Below are 25,209 nucleotides of genomic sequence, written 5' to 3'. Positions count from 1 at the left end.
GTCGACGCCGCTTCTGATTTTTTAATACACAGGAAATGACAATTCAGTCTCCAAGAGCGTACCCCGCTCAGGCAGACAAGAGAGTTTGAGAACAACTCGCCCAGGCTTGGTCGGCACTACGCGAAAGACGACCGGCTCTCCGACATATCCACCGACAACGGGAGTTTCGACGCCTGCATTGGAGGCCGACAGCTGCAACGTGGTCCAGCCGTCGGCACGAGCGACCTTACCAGCGATGCCAAGGGCGGTCGGCAGTTCGCCATCCAGGACCGCCTCGACCTCAACAACCTGACCTGCAACCACCTTCTTGTCCGGCACAGCCACCGAAGGTCGAAGTTGCTCATGCTGGACGCCTCTGAGCAACTTGATGAAGCGCTTTGGCTCGAACGGGATTCGGCCCAGAACGACGCGTCGATCAAGCTGACGATAACCGTCGCGAGCGACCTCCGCGTGGGTCGTGACGGCCAATCCCACCGCATGCTCGGACGAAAAACCTAAGCGGGTGGGAGAGCGGCGATCTTGGATCTTCTTGGCCTTAGCCGGGTCGGGATTGAGCGGCAGTTCCTGCTGTGACTGCCGAGCAGCTAACAATTCGACAAGTCGACGCGCCTGGTGCGCTGATTTGCACGGAGCGCTCAGCCAGGAGCGGCCGAAAGCGATCTGGGAGCGACTGAGGTAGGAAAGAATCTCAAAAGGATCGCCGTCCTCCCCCAACAAGGTATCGGCGATAGCGCGGTAAAAGATGCCTTCAACGCTGCCATCGAGTTGCTTGAAAACTGAAAGGCCTTTGGAGCAAAGAGAAGCAGTCTCTGCTCGGTCGCGTGGATGCGCGACTTGATCAACGACGCGCGTGATCGGCGGAGCCCCAAGATCGGTGCGGGAAGCCGGCGCACCACCCCGGAAACTGAGGAAGAGCATTTCGCGAGCCGCACTTACGGCTTCGCCAGCGAAAATCATGCGCGCCGCACGGTCCACCGACCAGCGCGTTTGTCCACGAGCGCGTGTCGTCGCATAAGCGAATCGCTTTTCGTGAGGCTCATAGAAGAGGATGTCGTCTTCTGGAGGAACAAGGCTTTCGCCTGTTCTGTCAGAAACCCATCGGGCATCCCTCATTAGCAAATCGTCGATGCTGCGAGCCTTGCCGTCGCCCTGAAGCGCAATTATCCAAACACGCGCGGACGGCGTGTGCGGAGCCCTGATCTCAGCTCGTTGCGATCCAATATCGAGACTGACGAGAGCGCTGTTCAAAGCGAATCTGCCGACAATTGCCTCACCATGTGTGGGCAAGTCGGAACACAAATACAAGATATGGTAGCGCGAAACTGGGGAAAACCGTCTCCGACGGCGAGCGACCGCGATCGGCTGGCAACGCGAACCGCGGGCGCGTGACCACCCCCGCAACTCATGCGGCGAGCGCAAGCGCCTCCGCCCGGTGGCACGACCGGACTGCATCGCAGCCATTGAATTCACGTGTCCCCCAAAGGACTTATAAAAATAGCGATCTAATAAGGCGATTCAACCTTTAAGTGCAAGGCGAGTCAAGGCGAATCTAGACATTCAGCACAGTGTTGTTGCGCCCCAGATCCGGAGCTGCGTATCTCGTCATCGTCGCAGCAACTCGGACCAACTGGCGCGTAACTTCGATCTTGACCTGCATTCGCTGCATTCGAACCAGGAATCTGACGATCAAGTCCTCTTTGGCTGCGCATGGACTGCGCTAAAAAGGGCTCGGTGACGAGCTCAATACCCTGCCGCGGCCATCAGCCTTGATAAATAAGGGCATTAGTGCGCAGGAGGCGCCGGTCGAGCTGTTGCGGTACATCCGGATCTGGTGATTTGGCAGTCGGAACGGACGTGGTCTGGCAGGATCCGTCCCAAGTGCCGTCGCCCCGACCTTTTTTCGGACGACGGACGCCATTCGTGACGGACTCGTTCGGCAGCGCAACGAGACGCAGGCCGAGATCATCCTCATGGACCTTCAATATGTGCCGGCGACTTGACGCCGGCCAAGAAGGTCAAGGCCATCGCGATGGTAATAGCGATCGACGAGCTTGCCCGCCGCGCAAGCGTCAACGTCTTCCGCCGTTATGCTTTCATGAAAGCCCTTCACGAGATTGAGGGCGCCGCGTTCGACAAAATGCTCGACCCAACGGATGATAGCCTGCTTCATGATTGTGATCGGGTGACACACCGGCTCGCCTAGGCGCTGAAGCTCGCGATCGCCTACGCGGTCGACCATGCACAAGCCATTGCCGGGAACGGCTGAGTCGCGCGGTCGCGCCGCTCGTCGAGTTCAGATGGGAGCACCGTCCGTCCTCAGCACGATCGCAGACTTGGCACCTTGCATACATGACATAGCCGATGAAGTCCAAGCGTGACTGTCGAGCGTGAAAATCGTAGCGAAACCATGATAGACGCAAGCAGCCGCGACACGGTCCGCGTTCGTGTTCGCCGCTGAAGCCTTGTATGCGCGCATCGCTCCGAACTTCAAGGGAGCCGATGCGGAGCTTTGGCCTTGGAGATCCCTGCAGGACGCCTGTCGGCCGGCCGAATTCCCGCTCGAGTTCACGAATACACACATAACTCTTGGCGTGGTCTTCGCGGGTTCGTGGCCGACGTTTAGCCGAAAGACATCGACCCCGGAAAGGTAGAGAGCAGGTATCTTCTCAGGCTCGGCACATGCCGCACGGATGGTTGCCACGATCTTGGCGTGACGCGAGCGACGCAATGTATCGCCCATCTGAAAGGCCAAAGCCGACCCTTACGATGCGGTCGACGGCAGTTGCGCAAACCAACGTCTTCGTGCGTCGCCTAAAACCATGCGATGGACGCTATTGGCAAAGTGAAGCCTGCTTTGAACCGATCCATGACAACCATTGTTTCAATGCGTTTTATCTCTGAACTTTCGTCTGTAAGACGCCGGGCAAACCGCTCGTAATCTTCCATATCGTTTACGGTAACTAGCAAGACGACGTCGGCCAGACCTGTAACGTAGAATGCGCTCATCACTTCAGACATCTTGCGAATTTGCCGCTTTAGGCGATCAACGGTGTCGGCACGCGTGCGCTCCAAGGAAATGAGAACCACTGCCGTCACATTCTGCCCAATTGCTTTTGGAGAAATGATGGAAACGTCGGCCTCAATGACACCCTTGGCTCGAAGGCGCTTCAGCCGACGTTGAACTCCGGACGCGGATAGACCGACCTTCCTTCCAAGATGTTCACTGCAGAGGCGATTATCTCGTTGGACGAGATCAAGAAGACGAAAATCGATCCTGTCGAGTTTCATCACTGCCTCGCGGCTGGCGGATTGCAATCGCGTCCGACACGCCTGCGCGGCTTGTCCTGGCATTTTCGACTCGTCACCACGCAGCCTAGCTGTTGAACGATCGATTTCTCCTGCTTTCATCTGTCTTGGAACACCTATGTGAGCCCAGCTCTTCGCGATACTCGAAGACAGTTGATGCGGCGATCTTCCCCTCCACCGGGGCTCACCACGCTAGAAGCCGGCCGCCATCTCGAGAATGTGGCCAGTCGGGATCTACCTTCGCTGAGAGCTGCTGATGAGGGCTGTCCCACTCTAGTCCTATCGATGCGCGCCCCCCACCCGCACAGATATTCCCTCGGCACACACGAGTGTGGTAGACGGTCGAGCTCCGGAAGCGCGGCTTTTTGCTCCTGATCAGCGGAAGCACTTATGCGAAAACGATGGCGCGACCGATTGTTGTGCCGGCCGCGGGATAAAATACACGCACGAGAAGTCATGTCGGTGCCGCAAGCATGAAGACCCTAGATTGCGTTGCCTTGTGCATCCAGGACGCTTCCGTAACTGTCGGTCGCCAATCCGGCGGGCGCGCCGAACGTTGCCGGAATGATCGGAAACGCCCCAAATGTCCGTCTATGATTGATCCAAGATTTGGATTTTTTCCACGGTCGGATCGCCGAAGGTTCGATTGAAAGCCGTTTTCCCCACCATTCAAGAGGGGATCCCGTGCTCTGGCAGCGTGCGCATTGTGTTCCTTGATTGTCTTTTTAAGCTCAGCGGAATCTAGTCCCAGCTGCTTTGCGAGCTCCGAAGTCGTTTCACCTGCCTTGATGTAGCCAAGGCGGACAAGTTTGCGATGCTCAACGTCCAGGGCCAAGGCTGATCCCGGGAGGTCACCAGCCTTACTGCGCGTCCTTTCAGCAATCTGCTTCAAGAGTTCGTTGGGCGCCTTCGCATCGGCTTGTTTGTTAGCGCCATCCCTCTTCGTGCCGACGTCAATCAGTATGGTCTTGCGGCCGCACGCCTCGAAGATGTCGGCAAGGTAAAACGCTTCGCGAGCCTTCGTATCCAGCGTGGCCACGATCGCGACCGCGCCCGTAGCCGCGGATCCAATCGCCAGTTCAGACACGTTACCATCCCGGAACGACCTCTGGTCGTCCGTGCAATGGTGAGACACGATCTTCCTCCCGCTCCTAGCAACAGAAGGTCTAGACCTGGTTGTACCCGGGTATAAGATCGGTTAGGGGTGCAAGTGGGTAAGATTGGGTAGAAACGGTAAGAGCGAGAGTTCCCGGCAGACTTGCCACAGACATGTCGGACATAGCTAAGCCGGACAATTGCAAGTCTACGCGCCCTCTTTGCGCAGCCTTCCAGAAGGCCCGTTACTGGTATGGCGACCCTGCCAATCCTCGACTGGAATGACGCCGGCATCACCGGCGTCGCGAATTTCCCGCCGCATCTAATGATCGAGCGTTCAGCCCTTCGACGACTGGCAAGTGACCAAAAAGTGGCTTTGCGGCCGTCGCTCGCTAGTGCACGCTGCTTGCCCTGAGCAGAGGGGGCTTGCTGGCATTGCTATCACCACAGAAGGCGCGTTGCGCTAGGTGGGATTCCATAAACAGGAAATGACACATCAGGCTCGCCTCCAAACCACGCGGTCCAAGATCACCGCGCAACCTCCTTCTTCGCGCCGTCATGGCGCACATACCACGGTGCAGCCGAAGGCGATCACCTTCCCGACCGATGCCAAGCTCTTGCACGCGGCGATCAAGGGGCTCAACCGTCTGGCGAGGAAGCATGGGGTCAAGCTGCGGCAATCCTATCTTCGCATCGCCAAAATCGCGTAATGGCGGGACGCTACGCCCATGCCAAGCAATTCAAGTGGCATCAGTGGCAGTTGCGCATCCTGCGCAGCCGACTGGGCCGGATCATCCGCGATAACCGCCGCAAGATCGAAGGTCAGGCGATGCTTGAGAACACGTTCGCCCTCCCGCTCAGCCGGGCGTCGCAGCTCCGCTCGCAGCAGCAGCGCCAGCGCGGCTTCAAGCTTTATTCCTTCCACGCCCCGGAGGTGGAGTGCATCGGCAAGGGCAAAGCAGACGCGCCTTACGAGTTAATGGCATGGACCACGCCCGCTCATAGGGGCAACGTACAGCTCCGCCAAGAGAGGAGCGCAAACCATGTCCCATACGAACATTGTCACGATCGGTATCGATCTAGGCAAGAATTCCATGTGTGGGGTTCGATGCCACGGGTGCAATCATCCTACGAAAGAAGCGATCGAGAAATCAGCTTGAGCAGTCGCTGGCTAATGTTCCGCCCTGCCTGATCGGAATGGAAGCCTGTGCAGGAGCACACCACCTGGGTCGCAAGCTCGAGAAATTAGGCCATCAAGTACGGCTCTTGCCAGCACAGTATGTGAAGCCATACCTAAGGGCCACAAAAATGACTTCCGTGATGCCGAAGCCATCGCAGAGGCGGCGCAACGCCCGACCATGCGCTTCGTCCCGTTGAAATCGGCCGAGCAACTTGACTTGCAGGCGCTGCACAGGAGTTCGCAGTCGATTGGTGACGCAAAGAACCGCGGTCATCAATCAAATCCGAGGCTTTTTGCTTGAGCGAGGGCTGCCGGACCGGCAAGGAGCGGCAGCGCTCCGATTGGCACTTCCTCAGATTCTCTCAGGCCAAAGGATAACTTATCACCTCGAGTGATCCAGCTCATTTGGCGCAAACCGCTTCATCCCCTTTGTCGATTCCTCTTGCATCGCGGGCGTGGTCCATAGATGGCGTCAAAGCCTCCATCGTCACCAACAACCACCGTTCTCCCGGGGGCCTGGCGCTGCAATATCCAGCTCTCAGGGCACGGGCCCGCGTCGAGAGGCTGCCGGCGCGCGTCTATTCGGGTGGAGAACGCCGGCCTTCTACCGCGCCTTGCGGCGCGACATTCGCTTGATCCGGGCAGCATCGCCGAAATGATCCTGAACGGCGCGCTCGAAACCGGCGGCACCTTCTGCGAAAACTATTGGATCTGGACGCCGAGTAATGCCGTCGCCGCCTGTAACTCGGCAGCTGAAACGCGGCAGTACGCCAGGTCGACGTCGCGCCACCGATATCCCCGGGCATCCTGCTTATCGTGAGCCTCTGACCTCACGGGGCTACGTTTAGCGCCAGAATCGCGATGACCGCGGTCACGACTGTGACTGTCATGGTCACCGTTTCGAAGCCGATCCCCCAGCTTTCGTTTTCACCAAAGGTCCACCACAAAAGAACCAATCCAAATAGGATGCACGCGCCGCCGTTAACGACGACGCGATGAGCTCTGACGTCGACAACGAAAGAACCAAGAATAGCTATTCCCAAAATCAGAAGCGCTGCTCCTGCTGCGCCAGTCAAATAGTTCGAACCAGGTTTTCGAGGCATCGATCGCACTCCCATCTTGGTTGACCGGATTTGCGACAGGTCTGCTTACAACCTTCGAGAGTAATTATACTGCACTAAATGTCAGAGGCTTTTCCAATCAAAGCGGACCGCAGCGGAAGCCGGCGAGGTCGCCTTCTCTGACTATCGCGACAGCTGCAGGTGTTCATGCACCGGGCTGTTCGTTCGCCGAATTCCATGCAGCGCCGCGGCGGCGGACCATCTCACGATGGGACCGCTTAATAAAGGCGCGCTCAACGCAAAAACCTGCGGCCACTGAGGGGGCCAGCGCAAGGCCGCAGGCGACATAGCTGTTCATGAAATCCCACAGAATATTGATGGTGGCGACTACTATAAAAGTGAGTGCCATCACCGTACTGCGACATGCCTTTACCATTTTGACCATTTTGCTCCGCAGGCAAATTGCCCAGGAACTTCCTAGCATTGCAACCATGACGATCAGCGGCGTCGATGGGGCGTCCTGTGCTGTCTTTCTGCACGCCCCAGGAAGCTACGCCGCGCGCGCGTTTTCGTCCTGAGGATGGATCATTTCGCCGAAAAGCACCGCTTTAAGTTTGCTAGGGTCCGGCGGTGTCCCCCTCAACACGGGCACGCATCTTGAGCCCCAGCCGCGCCAGCCCGACGAAATCAGCGGCCAAAGAAACCTGACTCTCACTGAGCAGCAAATGTGCTCATCCGCTCAACGCCAACCACGATGGCCGGCGTCATCGCTCTGACACGATATGTCGCCGGCCTGCGGGAGTGGGAGCTGCCCGATGATGATGCGTGGATCGAGTCTTCTTACGAGGGCTGGCGGACGCGATCGATGAGATCGGCATGGCGAAGCAGCGTCGGCACATTGGAAATTGAAAAAAGGAGCGGCATAAAAATACGATTTTTCATGTTATTTTTGATCGGCACAATTGGCTTGGCTTCCGTCGAAACGGTCTCTGCTCGCTCTTGCACTGAGCAAGGAGCGCTGTGCGTGAATTGGGCAAAAGCAAACGTTCCTGACGCGGCAAGGCAAAGCGCCGCTATGGGGATATGCCGTGAAGAAATTCCTAAATGCAGAGCCCGCTGCAAGGCCGGCAACAAATACTTCGTCGGAATCGGCGGCTTTAATCAATATCCAATTGATACCTGCAATTAGATCAAACCCACAGGCCGCCCTCAGTTTTCGGCCCTAGCCGGCGGTCTCGCCGCCGATCATGGCGTTCCCCTTTCTCTGTCCCTCAGTGTGCTTCGATATACCCAACCTCAAAAAAGCTGGAAATCAGATATGACGACATGTCCAATCTGCGGCACTTAAGCCGCTGAACTTCCCGTCACCGGAGGTTCTGATGGCTTCGACTGCAAGCAGCACGGACAGTTCAAGGCCTCGCGAACCTCGCTAGCTGCCGAGCCGAGCAAGAGCGCTGGACGCGAGAGCCGGGAAAAAGCTCTGAACGAGGCCAAGGACCGTGCGAAGCCAGGCGAGATCCCGCTGATCACCCATTACGATTTCTGATCACAAGCCATGGCGGCGTTTTCAGTCGCTAGGATCTACCAGTTCCCCGCCGAGCAATGTGCAGGTCCAGCGCCGGCCGGGAGGTCGAGCACAAAAGACGCAGGTCGACCGCAAATCAGCAGGTGGTGCTGGTGATGATGGTGGACCCGGAGGGAATTGACCCCCTACCCGCCGCGTGCAAAACGGCGCTCTCCCGGTGAGCTACGGGCCCTTAAACTTCTTGCGAGATTTGTCCTTCCCGGCCGCGCGCCAGTTCGCCATGAACTATGCATTGGCGGTCCGCTTGGCGGTCTCGCAGACCTCACACCAGCATCCAACGGCATTGGCGAATTCTCGATCGGCTCCGGTCGCGACGGGCGACGCGCACTCGCATCAGATCGAGAGCGCGAACGTGTCAACATAAACGGACAATGGGTGTGTTCTCGGGCAATTGAGTGGCGACGATCGATATCGTCTTCGGAACGTTCAGAACAATTCGACCCAGATCTGGCACCGACCCCGTCGCCGATGCTGCGGCCAGGCTTGCCGGTCGCCTGGGTGATTGCCCAGATATTGATAGCGCTTCAGCTTTCGTCGCTGCCCCTAACCTCGCGGCCAGGCGTTTCAACCCCGCCATGATGTTTCTTTCCGAAGCAAGTGGCGGATTAGCATCGCGACGACGAATACCCCCAACGCCGCAGCAACTAAGGGAAAGCGCACCATCGAGGCGGCAAATATTGCCGCCGGCACTGCAGCGATGATAGCGAGTGCGATAAGGCGCGAGGCGCTGCGCACTCGCTGCGGCCGCCAGCACGACTAGGCAAAGCAGCGTCGCAAATTGCGCCGGCGCCCATCGAACTCGCCGAACACGCACGGCTTGCCGTGCCGCCGGGACCATTGTTCGATCAACGCAACAAGTGTCGCCAGCGTCCCCGCCGCCACGGTGATCGAGCCGACCGTGATCACGCCGGTAAGGATATCGTCCGGACCGGTAAGGCGCCCGGCCGCATAACTGCAGAAGGTGATGGCGAGCAGCGCCGCCTCCTTGATCTTACCGCCAAAGCCGTTGACCAGCATGGATGCGCCTGCGGACAGCTGACGACAACCCGCGCGATTCGCCGAGCACGATCAACAGCACCAAGGACCCGGCGAGCAACAGTCCAGTCACCAGCGAACCTGCGCCAAGTAGACGTGCGCCAGGACGGCGAGCGAAAGCACGCCCAGCAGTGCCGCTCGAATTGATATAAACTCCAAAGTCCCCCCCATTTGCTCGCTATTATCCGCGCAGCTACGAATCGTTGCGGCAAACCTCCACCGAAAACTCCGTACGTTTCGGACGAAAACGAAGCTTTTCACGCGGAGAAACGAGCGCGCCGAGCCTGGAGAGAGCGGAATAGCGGCTGTGGTCCTCAAGGCGCGGACCTGAGACCCGCGCCGATTGTCACCAGCTCAGTTGATGCCGACCTACCCTCAGCAGGCGTCACCATCAACTGCCTGAGAAGACCGTCCGCCATTGGCGCTTCAGCGGCGCGCGCTGCCACGCCCCGCATCTGCTCGACGCTGTCTGGCGCCAGGAACATATCCGCCAACTGGCCGGTGCCGCGGCCGACCGACGCGCGCTTGATGCGATCGCGAACACTGGTCAGAGCCGACAGGCCGCCCGACTTCGCCGCAGCAGCGATCTCAGCGCTCACGGGCGGCAAGCTAAGATCATGCGTGATCTGGCGGTTGAACTCCGTCGCGCTACCCTGCGGCTTCCGCATGCCGGTCCCTCGCAGCACTTCAACGAGATCCAGAAGCTCTGACGGCGCGGCCCGCCAGCCTGTTGAAAAATCGAAAATCTGAGAGCCCTGCCGGGATCGCCAGACTTTCCATCAGCAAAACAAGAGCTTGGTGCCGTTGCACCTTCGTTCTGCGCGGCCGCCCGTGTTGCGCGTGCTCCAGCTCGCTCCCAGCAAATTCAACGCGTTACGCGGCATTCCAAACTGCTCCACGCAACACGCCCCTTCGCCTTCTGTTCACGAGATGCAGGGAAGCAACGAGTGCTGTCGATATCGTCGGCTGGACGATGCTGGCAGTCACAGTGGCGGTCACGTGTGCATCGACAACAAGCCTCCCGCATAGCCGCCGTCCACACCCACGATGGGCAGTGGTTCGCACCTGTTCTCGGCCACTAGGATCGATACCGAGCTACTTACGAAGCCGCTTTGATGGCGGCATGCCTCGTCCTGTCCGACGCCACACGCCCACGCATGCTGACGGCCGACCACGCAAGATCACGTTCGGAGAGATGCGGGGAATGGGCTTGCGGCGTCGTGGTCTACTGCCATTGCGGCCACCACGTCGCTTTGGATGCTGATCGCTGACCGGATGACGTTCGGCTGTCTGATGTCGAGCCGCGGTTCGTTTTGCCAAGCCTGCGGTCGCGGCGGCGACGTCCGTCCTGACTTTGATCGCGGCGATGCACGACTAGCAATTGTAGGCCACCGGGCAAGCGATCAACTCAGATCGAGGTCAGAGGTGCACACCGATAATAAACCGGATGGCGAAGAAGGAGCCAACAGCGACAACAGCCGTCGCGCTGATCGCAAACAGGACCCTCCAAGTCTCGTCCAATCGACGCCTCGTACAGAAACGGCGCCCGTGGTGGCCCCAGCATCAGGCCGGGGGGCATGACGATGCTGGGGCCGCCGGACAGGCTCTTGCCTCGTGGGATAGAGGCCGTCACCGGCCAGAGACAAGCACATTTCCGATCTGCCGTTCCTTCTCTTGCCGATTATTCCCGGATGTGTGTCCAAATTCCCACACGCCTCCTGATAAGAGCAGCCGCAGGCGCCGCTCTGGTATGACCCCTGCGGCCCGAGCCGCGACGTTCCGCACGATCGGCGCGGCGCTTAGATCCTAAGCATATCGCGTCGTGGGGGACATACGCGGCCCTCAGAGGTGAACGCCCGCCAGCTCGCCAGCCCCGGCGGGCTTCCCTCACCTCGATGCACGTTAAGCCTGCGGAACATTGTGAAGTAGATCATATTGCCAGCGCGAAAGGCTGCGGTACGCTCCGTCTCACCGGGGCTGGCTCCATATTTCACTTAGACCTTTTCACCCGGTCTATTTTGACCATCGCGCTGGCCGCAGCAGTCCCCTGCTGCGGCCTTCGTACTGACGGGGGCGCCCCCGATTCCCTTCGGAGAGACCTTTATGACCAAGGAGAATTGCCTGATTGTTCGTGCTGCCGGGAAACAGCTTGACCTGTTGCGGGGCGAAGCTTCCCGTATCGCAAAAGCTGCTAACGTTGGCTGGTGGACCGACCGCGCGGAGATCGGTACTAGGTTCTGTTTTGAAGATCCTAAATCAAAAGAGTCTTTCGCACTCACTTGCGACAGCCTCGGCATCACCTGCCAGGAGGGCTAGTCGCTTGAAAAACCCGCCGACCGGGGAGCCGGCGGGTTCTCAATGCCCATGCGTTCTCGTGGTACTCGTCACCAGTCCGCGATAGATCCATCCTATCGCTGGGGTTACCTGTTTAGCCGCCGCTTAGCCCCTAGAGCGGTTCTCGATCAGGTTGGTTCGTATCCAGCGGCTCCGAAGTAGTTGGCGCATTCATGCGGCGTGAAGCGGTCGAGGCAGCGCCCGATTGCGCTCCATAAACCTTCGACGGTTCGCTCTGCGGCGGTGCGCAGCAGAGCTTTGAGTTTGGAGAACGGATTGAGATCGGGGCTGTAGGGCGGGAAATAAAGGAGCTTTGCGCCGGTAGCCTCGATCGCTGCGCGGACGCCTGCACCCTTGTGGCTGCCGAGATTATCCATGACGACAACGTCATCCGGCCAACATGCGTTGCCTTTACGCTTTAGGGCCAAACGTACTGGTTCCGGGAGAATCCCCTTCGAAGCCGTCGAGGCTGGCGGCGCCGCGTCAAACGCGGCGATAGAGCAGAAAGACGGCCGATAACTACCGATCAAAGACGGTTCTCGCCTTCGCTGTAGTGCTAATCAGTGCAATCCAGCATACCGGGCCCGCCAAGGTTGTAAGTCGCGGTCGTGTGCCAAGTACCCGAGTTACGCGATCGATCCATTTGCGGCTTTGTTGGGCAAGAAGGTCGAGAAGTTGATGCGAACGATTCTTGTACTTCTCAGTATTTGGCTGTTGATCAACATCCTCGTTGCAGTACTCACGATTCCGCCGCGCAAGCCGCGCAAATCGAGCCGTCAGAACGGCCCCAAGGGTAGGCTTTCACCCGCACTAGTTGATGAGAACAGCGGACCACCAAGCGAAGATCATGATAGCTTGAAAGTTCGCCATCACAGGAACTAGGAGCCCAGCTTTATCGGGTTGAGCTACGCCAAAAAGCCTATCGTGCCATGAATCTGCGCAAGGATGGATAGCAAGTGAGTACTCGACAATTTTCTAATGGGAAAGCCACGATCCAGGTTTTGGCCCATGCCAGCAGCATGAGGCCGAAGGTGGTTGACCACTTTGCCCTGATCAGCATCGAAGGCGACGAAAAGGCCGCCCGGGAGCTTTTCGACGAGGTCGCGTCGAAATTCCAAAACCGCCCTTACAGCGACTGGCTCGATCGCGCCTAATCGGTCCGACCGGCGTCTTTTCTGTGCATTGCCTCACGGCAACCTCAGCATAGGCCTTCATGCTTTCGGCCAATGAGCCGCTATTTTTGACGCTCTCAATACATTGCTGTTTGCACTCTCAGTTTCGCGTCGAAGGCCTTCATTTCCGAGTCGGACATCTGCCGACCGCTCTGTTCAACGCCAAGTCCAACGACAAGAGCGACGAGCAGCGCGCCAATTGAGGTTACCATAACGGATAGCCGCGGCTGACGCCCGTGACCTTTCAGAGGCGGACACTCGCTGGTCAATGCTCCCGCGGAGGTTTTCGGCCTAGAGGCAAATCATATCGCCGAAAAACTCCGTTTGAGGTTTGCTAGGGTCCGGCGGTGTCCGCCTCAACACGGGCACGCATCTTAAGCCCCAGCCGCGCCAGCCCGGCTGGGGCTTCTTGGTGAAGCGGGACAGCGAGGTGGTAGACCATCAAGCCAAGATTGATAGGTGGCGGAAAGAGGCGGCCAAATGCGGCAAGCTCGGGAAAACAGCGCCCGACATAGCCAAGCGCGACATATTGGATGAGCGGATAGATGAAATCCACGGGATCGCTCTCTCACCTTTACATCAGTCCTAATCGCCTACGAAGTCGTGTGATATTAAGGTGGAAAAGTCCTCGTCCCGGAGAGGCAAGAGCGTAACCGCTCGAATTGTAATGTCGCGCAATGAGGCAAATGCTATTCACCGGCCCCTCGATTGCAGTTCCGGCGGCGCAGGCGGTCACCCGGAGCGGCCCGCGCCAATGAGCTGAATGCAAACGGCAGCATCGCAATCATAACCGTCGCTGCCGGGCGGCGCATCGCGCTCACTATTGCAGTGCGTTGTTCAGGAGCTTCGCGAGGCGTGCTCCCGCGATGGCCGCCCGTTCATTCGCAACTGCCTTCGCCTTTCGCTTGTACGTGTCGGTGATGGTGAACGGCCCACCGCCCACGCCGATTGGCGGCTTATAAACGTCGCTCTTGGCCAGCTCGAAGCTCTCCACGATCCAGGCATGGACGTCCTCGTTGGCGGCGCTCCCAGCAGGCGCATCATCGACCTTTCTTGCTGCGTTGATCGCCGCGCGCGTGCTCGTTCCCGTTCCAAAAAGATTGTCCCAGAAGGCGTGCAGCTCGTTCCTGCACGGCCTTTCACACAATTTCACGTCGTTGCCGCCACGATCGCCATCTGGCAAATCCTGGGTAAAACGCGAGGTTGCGTGTAGGGGCTGGTGGACGTCGCCGACCAAGTGAAGCAGCCAGACGAGATCATACGATCTCACGTCATCAGAAGCTTCCGAGGCGAGCGCATTACGGAAGGTAATAATCTGAGTCTCAGCGTTAGGCTCGGGCCCGTCATGCGTCTGGGTCCCATCCGGCGAGAACGGAATATCCTTGTAATGCCAGTAGCGATGCATCAGTTTGTCGCGGTAGCCTATGTTGCGCGCAGAATCGGGACCTGACGGCTTTTCGCCGTCATCCGTGTAGTCGTCCTTTTTCTTGATGTCATCCGCCCATCCCGCGGCACGGGTAAAGGCGGCCTTGCTTTTCTCGCGGCTCGAGAAACCCTCAACCCAGTGATCATAATCCGGGTTCAGTCTTAGCAGCTGACTGACCCTAGCCTTGGCTCTAGGCGTCAGCTGATCCCAGGCGATAGCCGCTATCTCCATATGGCCCCTGAGATTCCAGGCGGAGGCGTCGCCGGCAGAAAGCAGACAAAATGCGAACGGGAGTATCGCTTTGGCCTTCATCGCACTCTCCAAAAAAGTGTTCGGTTTTGCAAAATCGGTAACAATCGGTGGCTGGACACTAAGCACACGCACTTCCGGCCTCGTGGCCGAATACGCATGTACGAGCCTGGCGCCTTGAGATAGCGCCATCCAGCCAAAGGTTGTATAAGACGCTCTATTCGCCCAGCACCGAAAACACTACAACCACAGATTATTTGGTATGAGACCGCTGTGCCCCCCTTCGACATCGATTGCCATGAGCAACTTTCTGGCAGCCACCTCCTGGGTCTGTATACATCATGATGATGGAAGAGAGTGGTGACGTGATGGTCGTTGTTGACGTGGGGTCGTCATGCCGCTCGGGTAGAGTAGAACAACGATACCGCGGATTTTTTGCTTTCTATGCGCGTGAGCGACGAAAAAGTGCGCGCAGTTATAGATCTGCGTTGCTAAACTCCGGCATCACGGTCCTTCGTCATCTGCAGCAACCTCAAACTCGAGAGCGACTAGACGCGGAGAATGCCATTCGGCAGGATCTCGTGTCTATGGGATCAATCGTCTGACAAATCCTTGTAAATGCTCACAAGCGATGACGGTTAGATTTATGGAGCCTCAAAACCGGCGGACAGCGTCAGCACTTTCAACAATCGAACGGCGCGCTCTTGGAGCGCGCCACTATTGGTCAACCGGGAATTGTTTTGCACGCGTTTCGTCCAACGCTCGTTCCATTGGATAGCCCGTATCGTGACTTCAATTTTATTCGCGATTGCGAGTGCATCTTCCAAGTAGCGAATAATCTCACCTCTTTTCTCCGCTTCGTTCTTCCCGAATGAGGAGGGATTCGGCTCAGCTGGAATTTTGGGCAGCGCGGTCTCGAAAGATGAATTGATCTCTTATGCCTTGCGCGTCCGGATGGTTGGTCGAAATAAATTTCGTGCCATGCGGATCGAACCTGAAACGATTTTGAAGATCCCCATTTCTGCGCCGTATCTCAAGCTCGTCCCCGACCATCGACCAGGTCCACTCGTTCTGATTCCTGCCCTCTCCAATTTGACCATTTGAGTTGAACGAAATCAGCTTCCGGCCCGTGAGTACGGTCGGGTTGAAGTTCAATATCCATCCGTCCTGGAGAAGAATCGCAGGAGCGGTCGCTGGCAGGTATTGGGTAATTGTGGGCCCAGGTATTTTGTCATCGCCGGCAGTTCCAAGTGGGGGCATGCCTGAGTTCGCACGCAGCCAACGACGGGCGGCGAATTCAAGGCCAATCCAGATTGCGAATGCAGCCACACTTAGGATGAGCCAAAAAGCGAGCGTACTGCCAAGCGCGCCCATGGTTAGGTCGGCCAGCCATTTTTCCGGGTAGAAGCCAAGCCGATATGAAATCTCGAATGCGGTGCGCGCAATGAGGGTGCTGACGAAAGCGAGCACGATCCCGATGAGTGTTCTGACCGGCAATCCCATTCCATAAGGATTGCCACAAGCTTCCGAGTTCCGGAAGGCTACCCCGAGAATAAAGCGAGAATACTTCTCTGCGGAAACCTGCTAAGTAGTGGAGCGGGCGAAGCGCCCTGAACAGAAAGCAACAATACTTAAAAAACTGCGCCAATCAACAAACGCGCGATTGTTGTACGCTTTGTTATCCGTTTGTTGGACGTCGCAAGTTAGCCCACGGCTTCGACGAAGCGCGTCACGACATCACTTGCAACGCGCTGGCGTAGTGTCCGTTGCTCGCGCGCTTCCGCGTCGTCGCCTTCGATTTCAAACTGAGCCACGGCGACGGAGCCGTCCTTGCGATAGCCTTCCGTTTTGTCGTCCGTCACGAAATGCTTGCGCAGGATCGCCAAGACTTCCTTGATCACGTCCGCATGCTTGCCGGCCATCGCCGCCTTGAATTTCTCAGCCGCTTTTTCAATGCCGCCCTCGGTGTTTTCCAGGCAATAGACGATGTCATGAGCGTCCTTGCGTTCGTGCCGATCATCCAGTGCGTAAGCCTTGAGGCAGGTGAAGCTCACGATATCCGCGTGGCGGACTTCCTCGGTGGCCACGCCTTTGCCGCCAAGCAGGTCCGCGGCGATCTCCTTGACTTCGTAATGATCAAACACGAGCGATGCGTGCGGAACGTTCAACGCGGAGATATTCCCTCCCTCCGCGGGCAACGGAGCGACTTTTCCGCCGCCACGTTTGGGATCGTCGGCAAGGAATTCCAGAATGATTGAGCCGCCGGATTCGGTCTTGGCTTGCCAGCGCCAGGATAGCGGCTGTCCCTTGTCGTTCGTGGCGCGCGTGAACCCCATCCGCTTGAGATTTTCTTCGAGGGTTCGATAGGCCTCCGTGTCGGCGAGCACCTGCTGCTCGACGACGACATCGACATCGCCCGTGCCGGCATGCTGTTTACCTGGCGGCGGCTTCGTGACGAGGTAGCGTGGCGTGAGTCCGCCGACGAGATAAACGGATTTCTTCCACGGTCCGAGATTCCGGATCAGGGTAACGAGCAGCCGCTCGCAGTTTTCCGTGACTTGTTTTTCATATCCGGCAGCGGTTTCGGGCTTGGCCATTAGAAACCTATTCTTTCCTTGCGAAGATGTTCAGCCGCCTCCTGAGCCCGCCCTCCCGCGATCAACAGATCAAGATAGACTTGGACCGGGCTGGCAAGCCAGGCCGCACCATGACGCTCCTTAAACAGGAAGGGCCCTTCCTCGGCGAGGGTCTCGATCATAGTGAAATTTGCGCCTTCGGAAACCTCCCGGGCTCCGAGCTTACTTAAAGCATTTCCCGCGCTGCGGGTAGATGCCCCGCGGCAAGATACGCGGGACAGAGAGGAAAGGAAGGGCGCGTAGCGTTGGGCGGCTGATTCTTGAGTGAGCACATATTCGACGCCAGCCTCCGCGAAAGCCGTATCCATCCGGCCGATAAACGTATCCTCGTTCGTCGCGTTAGGCACATAATAGCGGCGCGTTTTCGGCTTGGTGCCGGCGAGGACCTGCTTTTTCCATTCGTCCAGTAGCGCTCGCGGCGCGGTAAGTTGGCGCTCCTTGGAAGGGCCTTGGCCGCGCGCGGCGAGCCACTCGAACCGTTCGAGCATGATCAACGTTTCCGAGGCCGTGGCAGGCGATACGCGGGCCGCCTCCGAGAGCGCTTTCACGCTAAACCAGTGCTGAGGGTCATGCAGGAGGACGCGGAGGACTTGCGAGCGTTTGCCTTTGAAAACGGTGGTCACCGACCGGGCCAAGTTCCTCGGCACGGGTTTATCGATCAGGACATAGGCTCCGGGCGCGGGAATAAAGAGACTTCCGCCCATGTCGAAATAACCGACATTTTCCCGTCGCAGAAATTCCTTCGAGCCGGGGGATATGGATTCAGCGGCAAGAAGGGGAATGACGCGGTCGCCGCCGCCAAATTGGCTTGCGTATTCCCGTAGCTGCCAAAGCGCTTCGCGCGCGTCCCGCGGGAAGAGGGATTTCTTGGCCTCGACGAGCAGCGTGAGGTTTTGATTGGAGATGCTGAGAGCGATTTCGGCGTCTATCCGCGATCGGGCGTTGGAGAAAGACCGCTGGCCGCTCTGTAGGTGAGCGTCGGCAGCCGGAAGCTCCTGAAGTGTCTTCAAAAGCTTGTCGACTACCGTCTTCTCCGTCGCCTGCCAATCGACCACGAAAGTCATCCTTTTGCTGCGCAGTAAATATATCAGAAAGACTGAATATTTGCTAGCAGGCCATTATTTACTGCTCATCAAAGATGGCGAACGGAGAAATTATCACAATTTCAGTGACTTAGAAGCGATGCGGGGAAGGAACTGGTTTCTGCTATCCACCCGTCGGCTCGATCGCTTTCCCTTGAAAGCGGGTTTGCGCAGCAGACCCGATGGATGCCCTCTTGAGCGGGGTGTGGCTGTCAAGGCCGGGAAGCACGGGAGTGGTGCAGGCAGCCGCGAAGCTGCAACCCGGTCCGGTGCTTTCCGCTCGCCCTGGCCTTGACAGCCGAGGGGTTGCAGGCCCTCGATCAAATCCCACTTCCCGAAAATTCATCGGGCATGCGCGACGGGATCGTACCCCGACGGGACGCGACGCCGCTTCGCGGCTCGATACGGTCAAACAATACCGTAACGATACTTTGAATCGCCGCGGCGCAACGGAACTTGCGAAACGGCTAGAAGCCTATTGGCACGACAAGGGGTATCCAGAAGTGCGGTTTTGGCCGGAGCCGATCGATGAACGTTTGAGAAAATCGGCACGCACGAGATTTACCGCGTGAGATGCAACCTCGTGGACGCGCTGCCGCCGTCGCATCCGGTCAACATGAAATAGTGGGACGCCCTTTTCGAGGGGGCTAAGGCACCGGCCGGGGAGACCCGCAGCTAACGCGGGCTCATCGCAGAGGGACAGAAGCGCACTTCACCCTTGCCGATCGCTCACGAACGCCCGGCCGGACCATTGCTCAATTTACGATTCTTGCGCGCGTCTCTCATCCAACTCGCCGAAATTGACGATGTTGACGCTTCCTTCCGGAAAACGCGCCGTGATTTCTAGCGAGCCGCCTAACGCCTCGATGTAACGTCGCAAGTTGCTGACATACATATCCGCACGACGCTCCAGTTTGGCGACGGCCGGTTGCCCGACCCGTAACTCGCGCGCCAACTCTTCCTGCGAACGCTCGCGCGCCTGCCGTAGTTCGTGCAGCGCCATTTCCTTCTTGAGAACGTCCGCACGCGCAACAACGCGCGCCTTGCGCTCTTGCGAAAAGCCCTTGGTCAGTCCCTTGAATGAACGATGTCCAGCCATCAGATCAACCCCTCCTTCTTGAGCTCTTCGAGATGCACGTCATAAAGCTTGTCAGCGACAGGCACCATTTCCTCGTAAAACCTGTCCTTGCCCGTCTTGTCTCCACCAATCAGCAAGATCGCTGAGCGGCGCGGATCGAAAGCATAGAAAATCCGGATCGGCTTTCCTCCGCTCTGAACCCGTAACTCGCGCATGTGACCATGCTTTGAGCCTTCGATACCGGACGAATAGGGAAACGGCAGGTTCGGGCCGCGCTCTTCGAGGAGAGACACCGACGCGGTGACGTCTTCCTGTTCGGCCTCGCCGAGGCCATTCCAGAACTCTTCCTCGAATTCGTCCGTGTATTCGACGTTCCATGTCATTGACAATATATTCCATAGAGGGAATAAAGTCAATAATTATTCCATGGATGGCATACAGTCAACGGCGAATAAACCGACGTGAAATCAATCAATTAGTCAACAATTAGAGGATTCATCCGCTGCGATGATTGGCCTATTTCCTGCCATTTGGCGCGCCGAAGACATTTGAGACGAACGTATTTTCGAATGGCGATAGGAACTGAAGATTCCGGCGAACTAGCAAGGCAGTTGCGCGCGGCCGTCGATCAGGCAGTGATGAACATTCCAGGTGCCAGCCGCCTTGGTGATGGCGATTTTAATCGCGTGTTGTGCCGCGTGTCGGATTCCTCCATGAGCCTGCAGGACCGCATACGCGTGAGCAAACCGTTGCCACCGAAATCGCCGTTGCCAATAGAGACCAGCCGCGCAATCAGTTTGATGCTCATCCCAACAAACAGGACGCATCCACAACACAGGCGAGCTCAGGCGAGCTGGGCGGCTTAGGGAATTATGCGAACCGGATCGGCATCGGTAGGCCGCGCAACGCCGACGATGGGGATTCCGGAATTACGAATTCCGGCTCTTATGCCCGCAATCTGCCCGCCGACGCGGCTTTCCTGAAATCGGTCGGCTTGACCGACGGCACGGGCAGAGCGCTTGCCGCGATGGGCTTCACCTCGCCCGAGCAGGTGCGGCAATCTTTAGCATCCGACGGCGCGCGATGGCGACGTCCGCGTGATTGAGAGGTTCTGACTGACTAAAACAAGCGGTACCAAGCCGCGAAAGACGCAGCCATGACTACCGAGCGGAACGACGTCGTCGACGCCATCATAAGGGCCGAGCGGGCTTTGCTCCTCCTTGCGTATATCATCGAGCGCGATGGCGACGATTTCCTTCCGCTGTATGAGAAGCTCGAACATCATCTGACCGAGCTTCGCGGCACGAAAGAGCGCGCCCGCCGGCTCCTCTCGTCTTATAGTCGTTCTGGGCAAGCAAATGAGATGCGCTCCAAGAATTTGAGTTTGAGTGCCAGTGCCGGACCCTTGCCGTATTTGGGTTTGCCGGACCGGTGACCCATCAAACTGTCAATCAAGCTGTCCGGTGCTTCCGCGGCCACCAGACGGTCCTTGAAGCTGTGGCGCAATGAATAGACCGTATGGTCAGCGGTTGGACGCAGAGCGTTCTCTCTAAGGTACTTGTTGATGGTGCCGGACATGCCGGAGGATTTATCGCGATAGCGCGCAAAGCCTTGAGGTCGAAGTTTCATGGCCTCAAGAGCAACCCCGACGAGCGGCATTTCCCGTTTCGAGTCCTCGGTCTTCAGCATCCGCCCATCGGGTAGGATCTCCACATGCGGAATGTCGCAATCCAGATGAATTGCGCGCTCCTGGAGATTAACGATCTCGGACGGGCGCAGACCTGTTTCGATCATGATGTACAAGACGTAACGGGCGTCTTCGTTCAGGCCGTCGAGCGCTCCTCCTAAGAATTGGGATTGAATGAAGGCGTTCTCATAGGGAATGCGCGACTTGTCAGTCTCTCCGCGTAGCCGAAGGTCCTTGAAAATATCGGGGTAGTTGTAGCGCCATCCGCGCGGCGCGGCAATTTGTAGATATCGTCGGTGACAAGCCGGTAGAGGATGTGAACGAGGAGGATGGCCTGCAATACGTCGACTGGTGGCGAACGCGCGTTGTTAGTGGCGAGACGGATGCAAAGACCGCGAACCGTGATATCGGTCAACTCAGCCGGAGCCTTCGGCATAGCGCAGCGCCAGATCCCGGCATGGGTGACAGGTGAAGGCGAACTCGGAGGGCGTTTTCGACCAGAAGGATACCCGACCCCTCCTGATCGATCAGCCAGAAGAGAACCTTGACAACGAATCCATCTATAGCCTCTTGGGGAGCTATTTTCGAAAAAGCCAAGCTCCCGCGGCAAATCCTTCTCATCACACACAACCGAATCTAGTCGTCAACACGGACGCCGAGCAAGCCATGGTCGCTCGATGCGTAAAAGACAACGGCGGTTTACCGTCCTTCTCTTACGCAGCCGGCGCTTTGGAGGATTGCGCAGATACGCAAAGTACTCGGCAGCAGGTGTGTCGGATACTTGAGGGCGGCGCAGCAGCATTTCAAAAGAGCGAGAGGCGATACTCGCTGGATAACTGATCCTCGTTCGCCGCCCGAATCCTTCCGCGAGGAGGGCGAAAGGGGACCCCGACCACCCTGCTGCAACAAGCCGCTCCCTCTCATCCAGCGACCACCGCGCCGCCCCTCAGCGATGTGATCATCTCGACCCCCGAAATCGTCCTGGCGCTTCTCCTAGGATTAGCGCTAGGGCTTGCAGCGGTCGCGTTCGTCAAACTAGGTGGCCTTTGCGGAAGTATACGATCTTCGGCGTACGGTCTCGCTTCCCCATGCTTAGAGAGAAAGATGCCGTTGGCCAGCGCTCAGTCGCCGCCCTCGCGTTTCGTCCACAGCATGCCATCGCACCACACGTGGTCAACGCGGTCCCACTGGCAGGCAGATGCCGCAGTTGGGAAAAACCCGCGACCATTGTGATTGGCGCTGGTATTGCACAGTAGCGGAATGCCGGTCAGGCCTTCATATTCGACGAGAAGTTCGGCGATTTTGTGTTGAGAGGTCCTGCAAATAGTCTGCAATCGCGCAGATCCGTCCAGATGCACAACAGCGGGGATCTTATCCCGCCATTCTGCTCGTGTTAGGTGCTCGAAAAGCATGTAAGGGTCTGGCGTTCCAGGACTAAAAATATCCGGCGCACGATCTTCCAGGCATATTGGCGCTACAGGCCGGAAGTGCTCGCGAAGTTTGATGTCGTTGAGATGGTCCTTCATTCGCGGCGATGTCGCCGCGGCGAGTATGCTCCTGCTACCCAAAGCCCGAGGTCCAAGCTCCGCGCGGCCGGCAAGGAAAATGACGGGCTTGTTGCTGGCAAGAATTGTTGCAAGTTCACGCATGCTACATGGTGAGCCGCCCCATCCGGGCGGCACGTCGCCCCGGTCCACGGCTGGACCACTATAGACGGACCATTCCAATGGTACAAAGCCTTGGTCCGCCGCTAATGCCGAGCAAGCGGCACCTATTGCGGAGCCACTGTCATTCGGAAAGGGGGGCACCCAGATAGCATCGAACAAGCCGGCAGCTCGTAATGCACTATTCCATTTTATGTTCAGACCGCAGCCGCCGGTTATGCACAGATTGCGCGCGGGAAGGCTCGAATGCCTCTGTATAGCACTCGCGAGCTTGCTAACGAGCAGTCGCTCTTGGAAGCAATGAAAGGATGCAAGCACATTTGCGGGGGGGTTGGCCTTTAACCGTAGCGCGCAGGCATCGAAGAACGCATGGACAGGCTCAAGCGCGGCGTCCTCGCTGCAACGACCGACTGGCTCCGTAAACGTGCTAAAGTGCTTTTCGTAGAGCCCCTGAAACACCTCGACGATGCTTTCATCGACTGAACCGAGCGCGATGTAGGCCATCAACTTGCCCGCAACACCGAGGTCCCACTTGGTCCGGTTCGCCTGCTTGTATGGTCCGAAGTGATAGCCTGCGGCAGCATAAGCATGCCCTATCAGCGGGAAGAGACACTCGAGGAACCTGGCTGCGCGGCGTTCCACATGGTAGAGACGCGGAAAGGAGGCGCCGTCCCAAACCAGACAGAACGCGGGCTGCCCGGCCTTGGCAAACGGACTAGTACAAAAAGCGGAAGCCACATGGGCTGTAACATGCGGATAGCTTTGATAAGGGAAAGCGCTCCCGTTTAGCATCAGCCCAGAGCCGTCGTGCGCTATGAGGAGGCTTTCGGCCTTGCCCTCAACATACGGCGCCCCTTTAAGGGTAATGGGTGCAGTCCCACTGAGAACCTGAAATTGTGACTCAACCTCGCCCCACCATCCGTCGATGACGAACCGATCAACGTCACGCGGATCTAAACCGTGCTCTGCCAAAGCGACAACAACTGCATCGAGATTGTCGATTTTTCGATATCTCGGATTATTGTCTCGCTTTTCCTGCTCGACACAGAAGACAAGCCGTCCGTCCTCGATAAGGGCGACTGCTCCGTCATGGGTCAGTTTGATACCGCAGATGCGCATACTGTCTTCGAACCTAATGCCGGTGATCCACACGATTTGAGGGCGCCGTAACTGTTGCTCATGTCGCGAGACTCAGATGGGCTCCCATCTGTCACGATGCACGCTCTGGGCCAGTTCCAGTGAGTTGAATAGCTGGCGATTGTCTGATCAACGTCGGGATTGGAAGCGGCTTGTCCTATTCGTGACAACGGACGCGTTCGGTTTCGGACGAAGCTGGATGGCGGCTGGCATCGATCCCGCGCTTCCTGCCTGATGCCGATATCGCGCGGATCAGCGGTGCGTGCAATGAGGAGCGGCGCCTGCGCGACCGAGCCATCATCCTGCTGTTGGTCCGGCTCGGGCTTCGGGCGAGCGAGGTGGCGCGGCTCAGCTTCGACGATATCGACTGGCGGCAGGGCAGCATCCGCCTGTGCGGCAAAGGCCGGCGCGAGGAACTGCTGCCGCTCACCCAGGAGATCGGCGACGCGCTGCTCGCCTACATCGAACGCGGACGGCCGGCACTGGCCACACCATCTGTGTTCATCACCGAATATGCACCGTTGCGGCCAATCGACCGCATCGCGGTCAAATGTATGGTCAAGCGCGCGCTCAAGCGTGCGGGCGTCGAGAGCCGTTACAAGGGTGCGCATATCCAGCGCCACTCGGCGGCCACGGCGATGCTCCGCCACGGCGTCAGCCTGCCGGGCGTAAGCACGGTGCTGCGCCATCGATCGCAAGCGATGACGGCGCATTACGCCAAGTTCGATACCGCGCTGCTGGCGGCCATCGCGCAGCCCTGGCCGGGGAGGTCGCCATGCTGATCGATGATGTTGATCGCTACATCGAGCTGCGCCGCTCGCTCGGCTTCAAGCTCGCAAAGACGGCCCGACACCTCACCGCGTTCGCGCGCTATGCGGTCGACCAGGGCGATACCCATGTTCGCCGCGAGACCGCGATCGCCTGGGCGGCGGCCGTCTCGTCGACGCCGCGCAGTCACCGGCGGCGGCTTCAGGAGATCGCGCTCTTTGCACGCTTCCTCTACGCGGAGGATCACGAGCATGAAGTACCGCATCATCCCCGCAGCCCTGCAACACGTCCTGCGCCCTATATCTGCATGCCAGAGGAACTGGCTCGCATGCTCGACGCTGCGGGCAATCTACGGCGCTGCCCAGCCCGCTCAGGCGCCACATCTATGTGATGCTGATCGGGCTGCTGGCGTCGACGGGTCTGCGGATCTCCGAGGCTCTGAACCTGAGGTTGGACGATCTGCTGCCCGACGGCGTGCTGCACATCCGCCTGACTAAGTTCAACAAGAGCAGGCTCGTGCCAATGCACCGCACCGTGGTCGAGGCGCTGCATGCCTATCTTGCGATACGGCGGCGGTTCGCCGGGATGGATGACAATGTGTTCCTGTGCGTGGATGCCAAGCCGATGTCGCTTCGGACCGCCGAGAGCAACTTCAATGTGATCCTGCGCAAGGCTGAAGCCGGTTAGAATCGGTCGCGACGTCCGCGTATCCAT

The 25,209-nt window shown here is 58.2% G+C and carries 25 protein-coding genes, 1 tRNA gene and 2 pseudogenes; 9 read left to right on the top strand and 19 right to left on the bottom strand.

The annotated features are described in order from the left end of the window. Positions 1–21 precede the first annotated feature (21 nt). From GPL20_RS12150 to GPL20_RS39505, 4 genes are all read right to left on the bottom strand, one after another. On the bottom strand, positions 22–1,248 hold the full coding sequence (locus tag GPL20_RS12150) for a hypothetical protein (RefSeq protein ID WP_157329699.1): 1,227 nt from the start codon (positions 1,246–1,248) through the stop codon (positions 22–24). Between the two features lie 730 nt (positions 1,249–1,978). Continuing rightward, positions 1,979–2,170, bottom strand: coding sequence for a hypothetical protein (locus tag GPL20_RS12145; RefSeq protein WP_167532990.1), 192 nt, complete (start codon positions 2,168–2,170; stop codon positions 1,979–1,981). Between the two features lie 641 nt (positions 2,171–2,811). Beyond that, positions 2,812–3,408, bottom strand: a complete 597-nt coding sequence (locus GPL20_RS12140; RefSeq protein ID WP_309143197.1) for an Lrp/AsnC family transcriptional regulator — start codon at positions 3,406–3,408, stop codon at positions 2,812–2,814. Between the two features lie 352 nt (positions 3,409–3,760). Beyond that, positions 3,761–4,393 (bottom strand): Tm-1-like ATP-binding domain-containing protein, encoded by a 633-nt coding sequence (locus GPL20_RS39505; RefSeq protein ID WP_254124927.1) that lies wholly within the window; start codon positions 4,391–4,393, stop codon positions 3,761–3,763. A gap of 571 nt (positions 4,394–4,964) precedes the next feature. Between GPL20_RS39505 and GPL20_RS12130 the strand changes: the two are divergent. Together GPL20_RS12130 and GPL20_RS39500 are read left to right on the top strand one after the other, a co-directional pair. Further along, a pseudogene (locus GPL20_RS12130) lies at positions 4,965–5,377 on the top strand (IS5/IS1182 family transposase); the annotation flags it as partial. A gap of 208 nt (positions 5,378–5,585) precedes the next feature. Beyond that, the gene (locus GPL20_RS39500; protein WP_373568189.1) at positions 5,586–5,882 is read left to right on the top strand and encodes an IS110 family transposase; all 297 of its coding nucleotides are present in this window, start codon (positions 5,586–5,588) and stop codon (positions 5,880–5,882) included. 529 nt (positions 5,883–6,411) lie between these two features. Here GPL20_RS39500 and GPL20_RS12125 read toward each other — a convergent pair. Both GPL20_RS12125 and GPL20_RS12120 read right to left on the bottom strand, forming a co-directional pair. Next, positions 6,412–6,684, bottom strand: a complete 273-nt coding sequence (locus GPL20_RS12125) for a hypothetical protein (protein WP_146006620.1) — start codon at positions 6,682–6,684, stop codon at positions 6,412–6,414. Between the two features lie 163 nt (positions 6,685–6,847). Beyond that, positions 6,848–7,087 carry a hypothetical protein gene (locus GPL20_RS12120; protein ID WP_246250394.1) on the bottom strand — a complete coding sequence of 80 codons (240 nt, stop codon included), beginning with the start codon at positions 7,085–7,087 and terminating at the stop codon, positions 6,848–6,850. 309 nt (positions 7,088–7,396) lie between these two features. Here GPL20_RS12120 and GPL20_RS12110 point away from each other — a divergent pair, with 309 nt between their 5' ends. Next, positions 7,397–7,831, top strand: coding sequence for a hypothetical protein (locus GPL20_RS12110; RefSeq protein ID WP_205751158.1), 435 nt, complete (start codon positions 7,397–7,399; stop codon positions 7,829–7,831). Between the two features lie 495 nt (positions 7,832–8,326). On the opposite strand, the gene GPL20_RS12105 is transcribed toward GPL20_RS12110, so the two are convergent. From GPL20_RS12105 to GPL20_RS12095, 3 genes are all read right to left on the bottom strand, one after another. Further along, positions 8,327–8,399, bottom strand: a tRNA-Ala gene (locus tag GPL20_RS12105). Positions 8,400–8,983: 584 nt separating this feature from the next. Next, on the bottom strand, positions 8,984–9,244 hold the full coding sequence (locus GPL20_RS12100; protein ID WP_157329697.1) for a hypothetical protein: 261 nt from the start codon (positions 9,242–9,244) through the stop codon (positions 8,984–8,986). A gap of 332 nt (positions 9,245–9,576) precedes the next feature. Further along, the gene (locus GPL20_RS12095; RefSeq protein ID WP_157329696.1) at positions 9,577–9,930 is read right to left on the bottom strand and encodes a hypothetical protein; all 354 of its coding nucleotides are present in this window, start codon (positions 9,928–9,930) and stop codon (positions 9,577–9,579) included. 1,435 nt (positions 9,931–11,365) lie between these two features. Here GPL20_RS12095 and GPL20_RS12085 point away from each other — a divergent pair. Further along, positions 11,366–11,578, top strand: a complete 213-nt coding sequence (locus tag GPL20_RS12085) for a hypothetical protein (protein WP_100233406.1) — start codon at positions 11,366–11,368, stop codon at positions 11,576–11,578. Positions 11,579–11,724: 146 nt separating this feature from the next. Here the strand turns inward: GPL20_RS12085 and GPL20_RS12080 are convergent. Further along, positions 11,725–11,991: pseudogene (locus tag GPL20_RS12080) on the bottom strand (transposase); the annotation flags it as partial. Positions 11,992–12,597: 606 nt separating this feature from the next. Between GPL20_RS12080 and GPL20_RS12075 the strand changes: the two are divergent. After that, positions 12,598–12,750 carry a hypothetical protein gene (locus GPL20_RS12075; RefSeq protein ID WP_167532989.1) on the top strand — a complete coding sequence of 51 codons (153 nt, stop codon included), beginning with the start codon at positions 12,598–12,600 and terminating at the stop codon, positions 12,748–12,750. A gap of 352 nt (positions 12,751–13,102) precedes the next feature. Here GPL20_RS12075 and GPL20_RS12070 read toward each other — a convergent pair whose 3' ends face one another. From GPL20_RS12070 to GPL20_RS12040, 7 genes are all read right to left on the bottom strand, one after another. Then, positions 13,103–13,324: a hypothetical protein gene (locus GPL20_RS12070; RefSeq protein WP_146006616.1), complete on the bottom strand. Its 222-nt coding sequence runs from the start codon at positions 13,322–13,324 to the stop codon at positions 13,103–13,105. A 264-nt stretch (positions 13,325–13,588) separates the two neighbouring features. Beyond that, positions 13,589–14,506 carry a S1/P1 nuclease gene (locus GPL20_RS12065; RefSeq protein ID WP_157329695.1) on the bottom strand — a complete coding sequence of 306 codons (918 nt, stop codon included), beginning with the start codon at positions 14,504–14,506 and terminating at the stop codon, positions 13,589–13,591. Between the two features lie 825 nt (positions 14,507–15,331). Further along, positions 15,332–15,946, bottom strand: a complete 615-nt coding sequence (locus GPL20_RS12060; RefSeq protein ID WP_157329694.1) for a hypothetical protein — start codon at positions 15,944–15,946, stop codon at positions 15,332–15,334. Positions 15,947–16,146: 200 nt separating this feature from the next. Continuing rightward, entirely contained in the window at positions 16,147–17,040 is an 894-nt protein-coding gene (locus tag GPL20_RS12055; RefSeq protein ID WP_157329693.1) for an antitoxin, read from the bottom strand. Then, complete coding sequence (locus tag GPL20_RS12050) at positions 17,040–18,143, bottom strand: type IV toxin-antitoxin system AbiEi family antitoxin (protein WP_157329692.1); 1,104 nt, start codon at positions 18,141–18,143, stop codon at positions 17,040–17,042. Before GPL20_RS12050 ends, GPL20_RS12055 begins: the two co-directional genes overlap by 1 nt. Before the next feature lie 778 nt (positions 18,144–18,921). Next, entirely contained in the window at positions 18,922–19,260 is a 339-nt protein-coding gene (locus GPL20_RS12045) for an XRE family transcriptional regulator (RefSeq protein WP_157329691.1), read from the bottom strand. After that, a complete protein-coding gene (locus tag GPL20_RS12040; protein WP_157329690.1) occupies positions 19,260–19,622 on the bottom strand; it encodes a type II toxin-antitoxin system RelE/ParE family toxin in 363 nt (120 codons plus the stop codon). Before GPL20_RS12040 ends, GPL20_RS12045 begins: the two co-directional genes overlap by 1 nt. 308 nt (positions 19,623–19,930) lie before the next feature. On the opposite strand from GPL20_RS12040, the gene GPL20_RS12035 reads away from it, so the two are divergent. After that, positions 19,931–20,344 (top strand): hypothetical protein, encoded by a 414-nt coding sequence (locus tag GPL20_RS12035; protein ID WP_157329689.1) that lies wholly within the window; start codon positions 19,931–19,933, stop codon positions 20,342–20,344. Between the two features lie 230 nt (positions 20,345–20,574). On the opposite strand, the gene GPL20_RS12030 is transcribed toward GPL20_RS12035, so the two are convergent. Both GPL20_RS12030 and nodU read right to left on the bottom strand, forming a co-directional pair. Then, positions 20,575–21,042, bottom strand: a complete 468-nt coding sequence (locus tag GPL20_RS12030) for a tyrosine-type recombinase/integrase (RefSeq protein ID WP_208639219.1) — start codon at positions 21,040–21,042, stop codon at positions 20,575–20,577. Positions 21,043–22,047: 1,005 nt separating this feature from the next. Then, positions 22,048–23,709, bottom strand: a complete 1,662-nt coding sequence (gene nodU / locus GPL20_RS12025) for a nodulation protein NodU (protein WP_157329688.1) — start codon at positions 23,707–23,709, stop codon at positions 22,048–22,050. A gap of 224 nt (positions 23,710–23,933) precedes the next feature. Here nodU and GPL20_RS12020 point away from each other — a divergent pair, with 224 nt between their 5' ends. From GPL20_RS12020 to GPL20_RS39490, 3 genes are read left to right on the top strand one after another with little or no spacing between them, the layout of a single operon-like run. Next, positions 23,934–24,509 (top strand): tyrosine-type recombinase/integrase, encoded by a 576-nt coding sequence (locus GPL20_RS12020; protein ID WP_309143198.1) that lies wholly within the window; start codon positions 23,934–23,936, stop codon positions 24,507–24,509. Continuing rightward, on the top strand, positions 24,503–24,886 hold the full coding sequence (locus GPL20_RS39495; protein WP_246250391.1) for a hypothetical protein: 384 nt from the start codon (positions 24,503–24,505) through the stop codon (positions 24,884–24,886). The genes GPL20_RS12020 and GPL20_RS39495 overlap by 7 nt, the downstream gene beginning before the upstream one ends. Further along, complete coding sequence (locus GPL20_RS39490) at positions 24,886–25,182, top strand: tyrosine-type recombinase/integrase (protein WP_246250389.1); 297 nt, start codon at positions 24,886–24,888, stop codon at positions 25,180–25,182. The genes GPL20_RS39495 and GPL20_RS39490 overlap by 1 nt, the downstream gene beginning before the upstream one ends. Positions 25,183–25,209 lie beyond the last annotated feature (27 nt).

Origin of the sequence: Bradyrhizobium cajani (assembly GCF_009759665.1) — a bacterium.
Lineage (GTDB): Bacteria > Pseudomonadota > Alphaproteobacteria > Rhizobiales > Xanthobacteraceae > Bradyrhizobium > Bradyrhizobium cajani.
The sequence above is the reverse complement of the archived record's forward strand: the minus strand, read 5'-3'. Positions and strand labels throughout refer to the sequence as shown.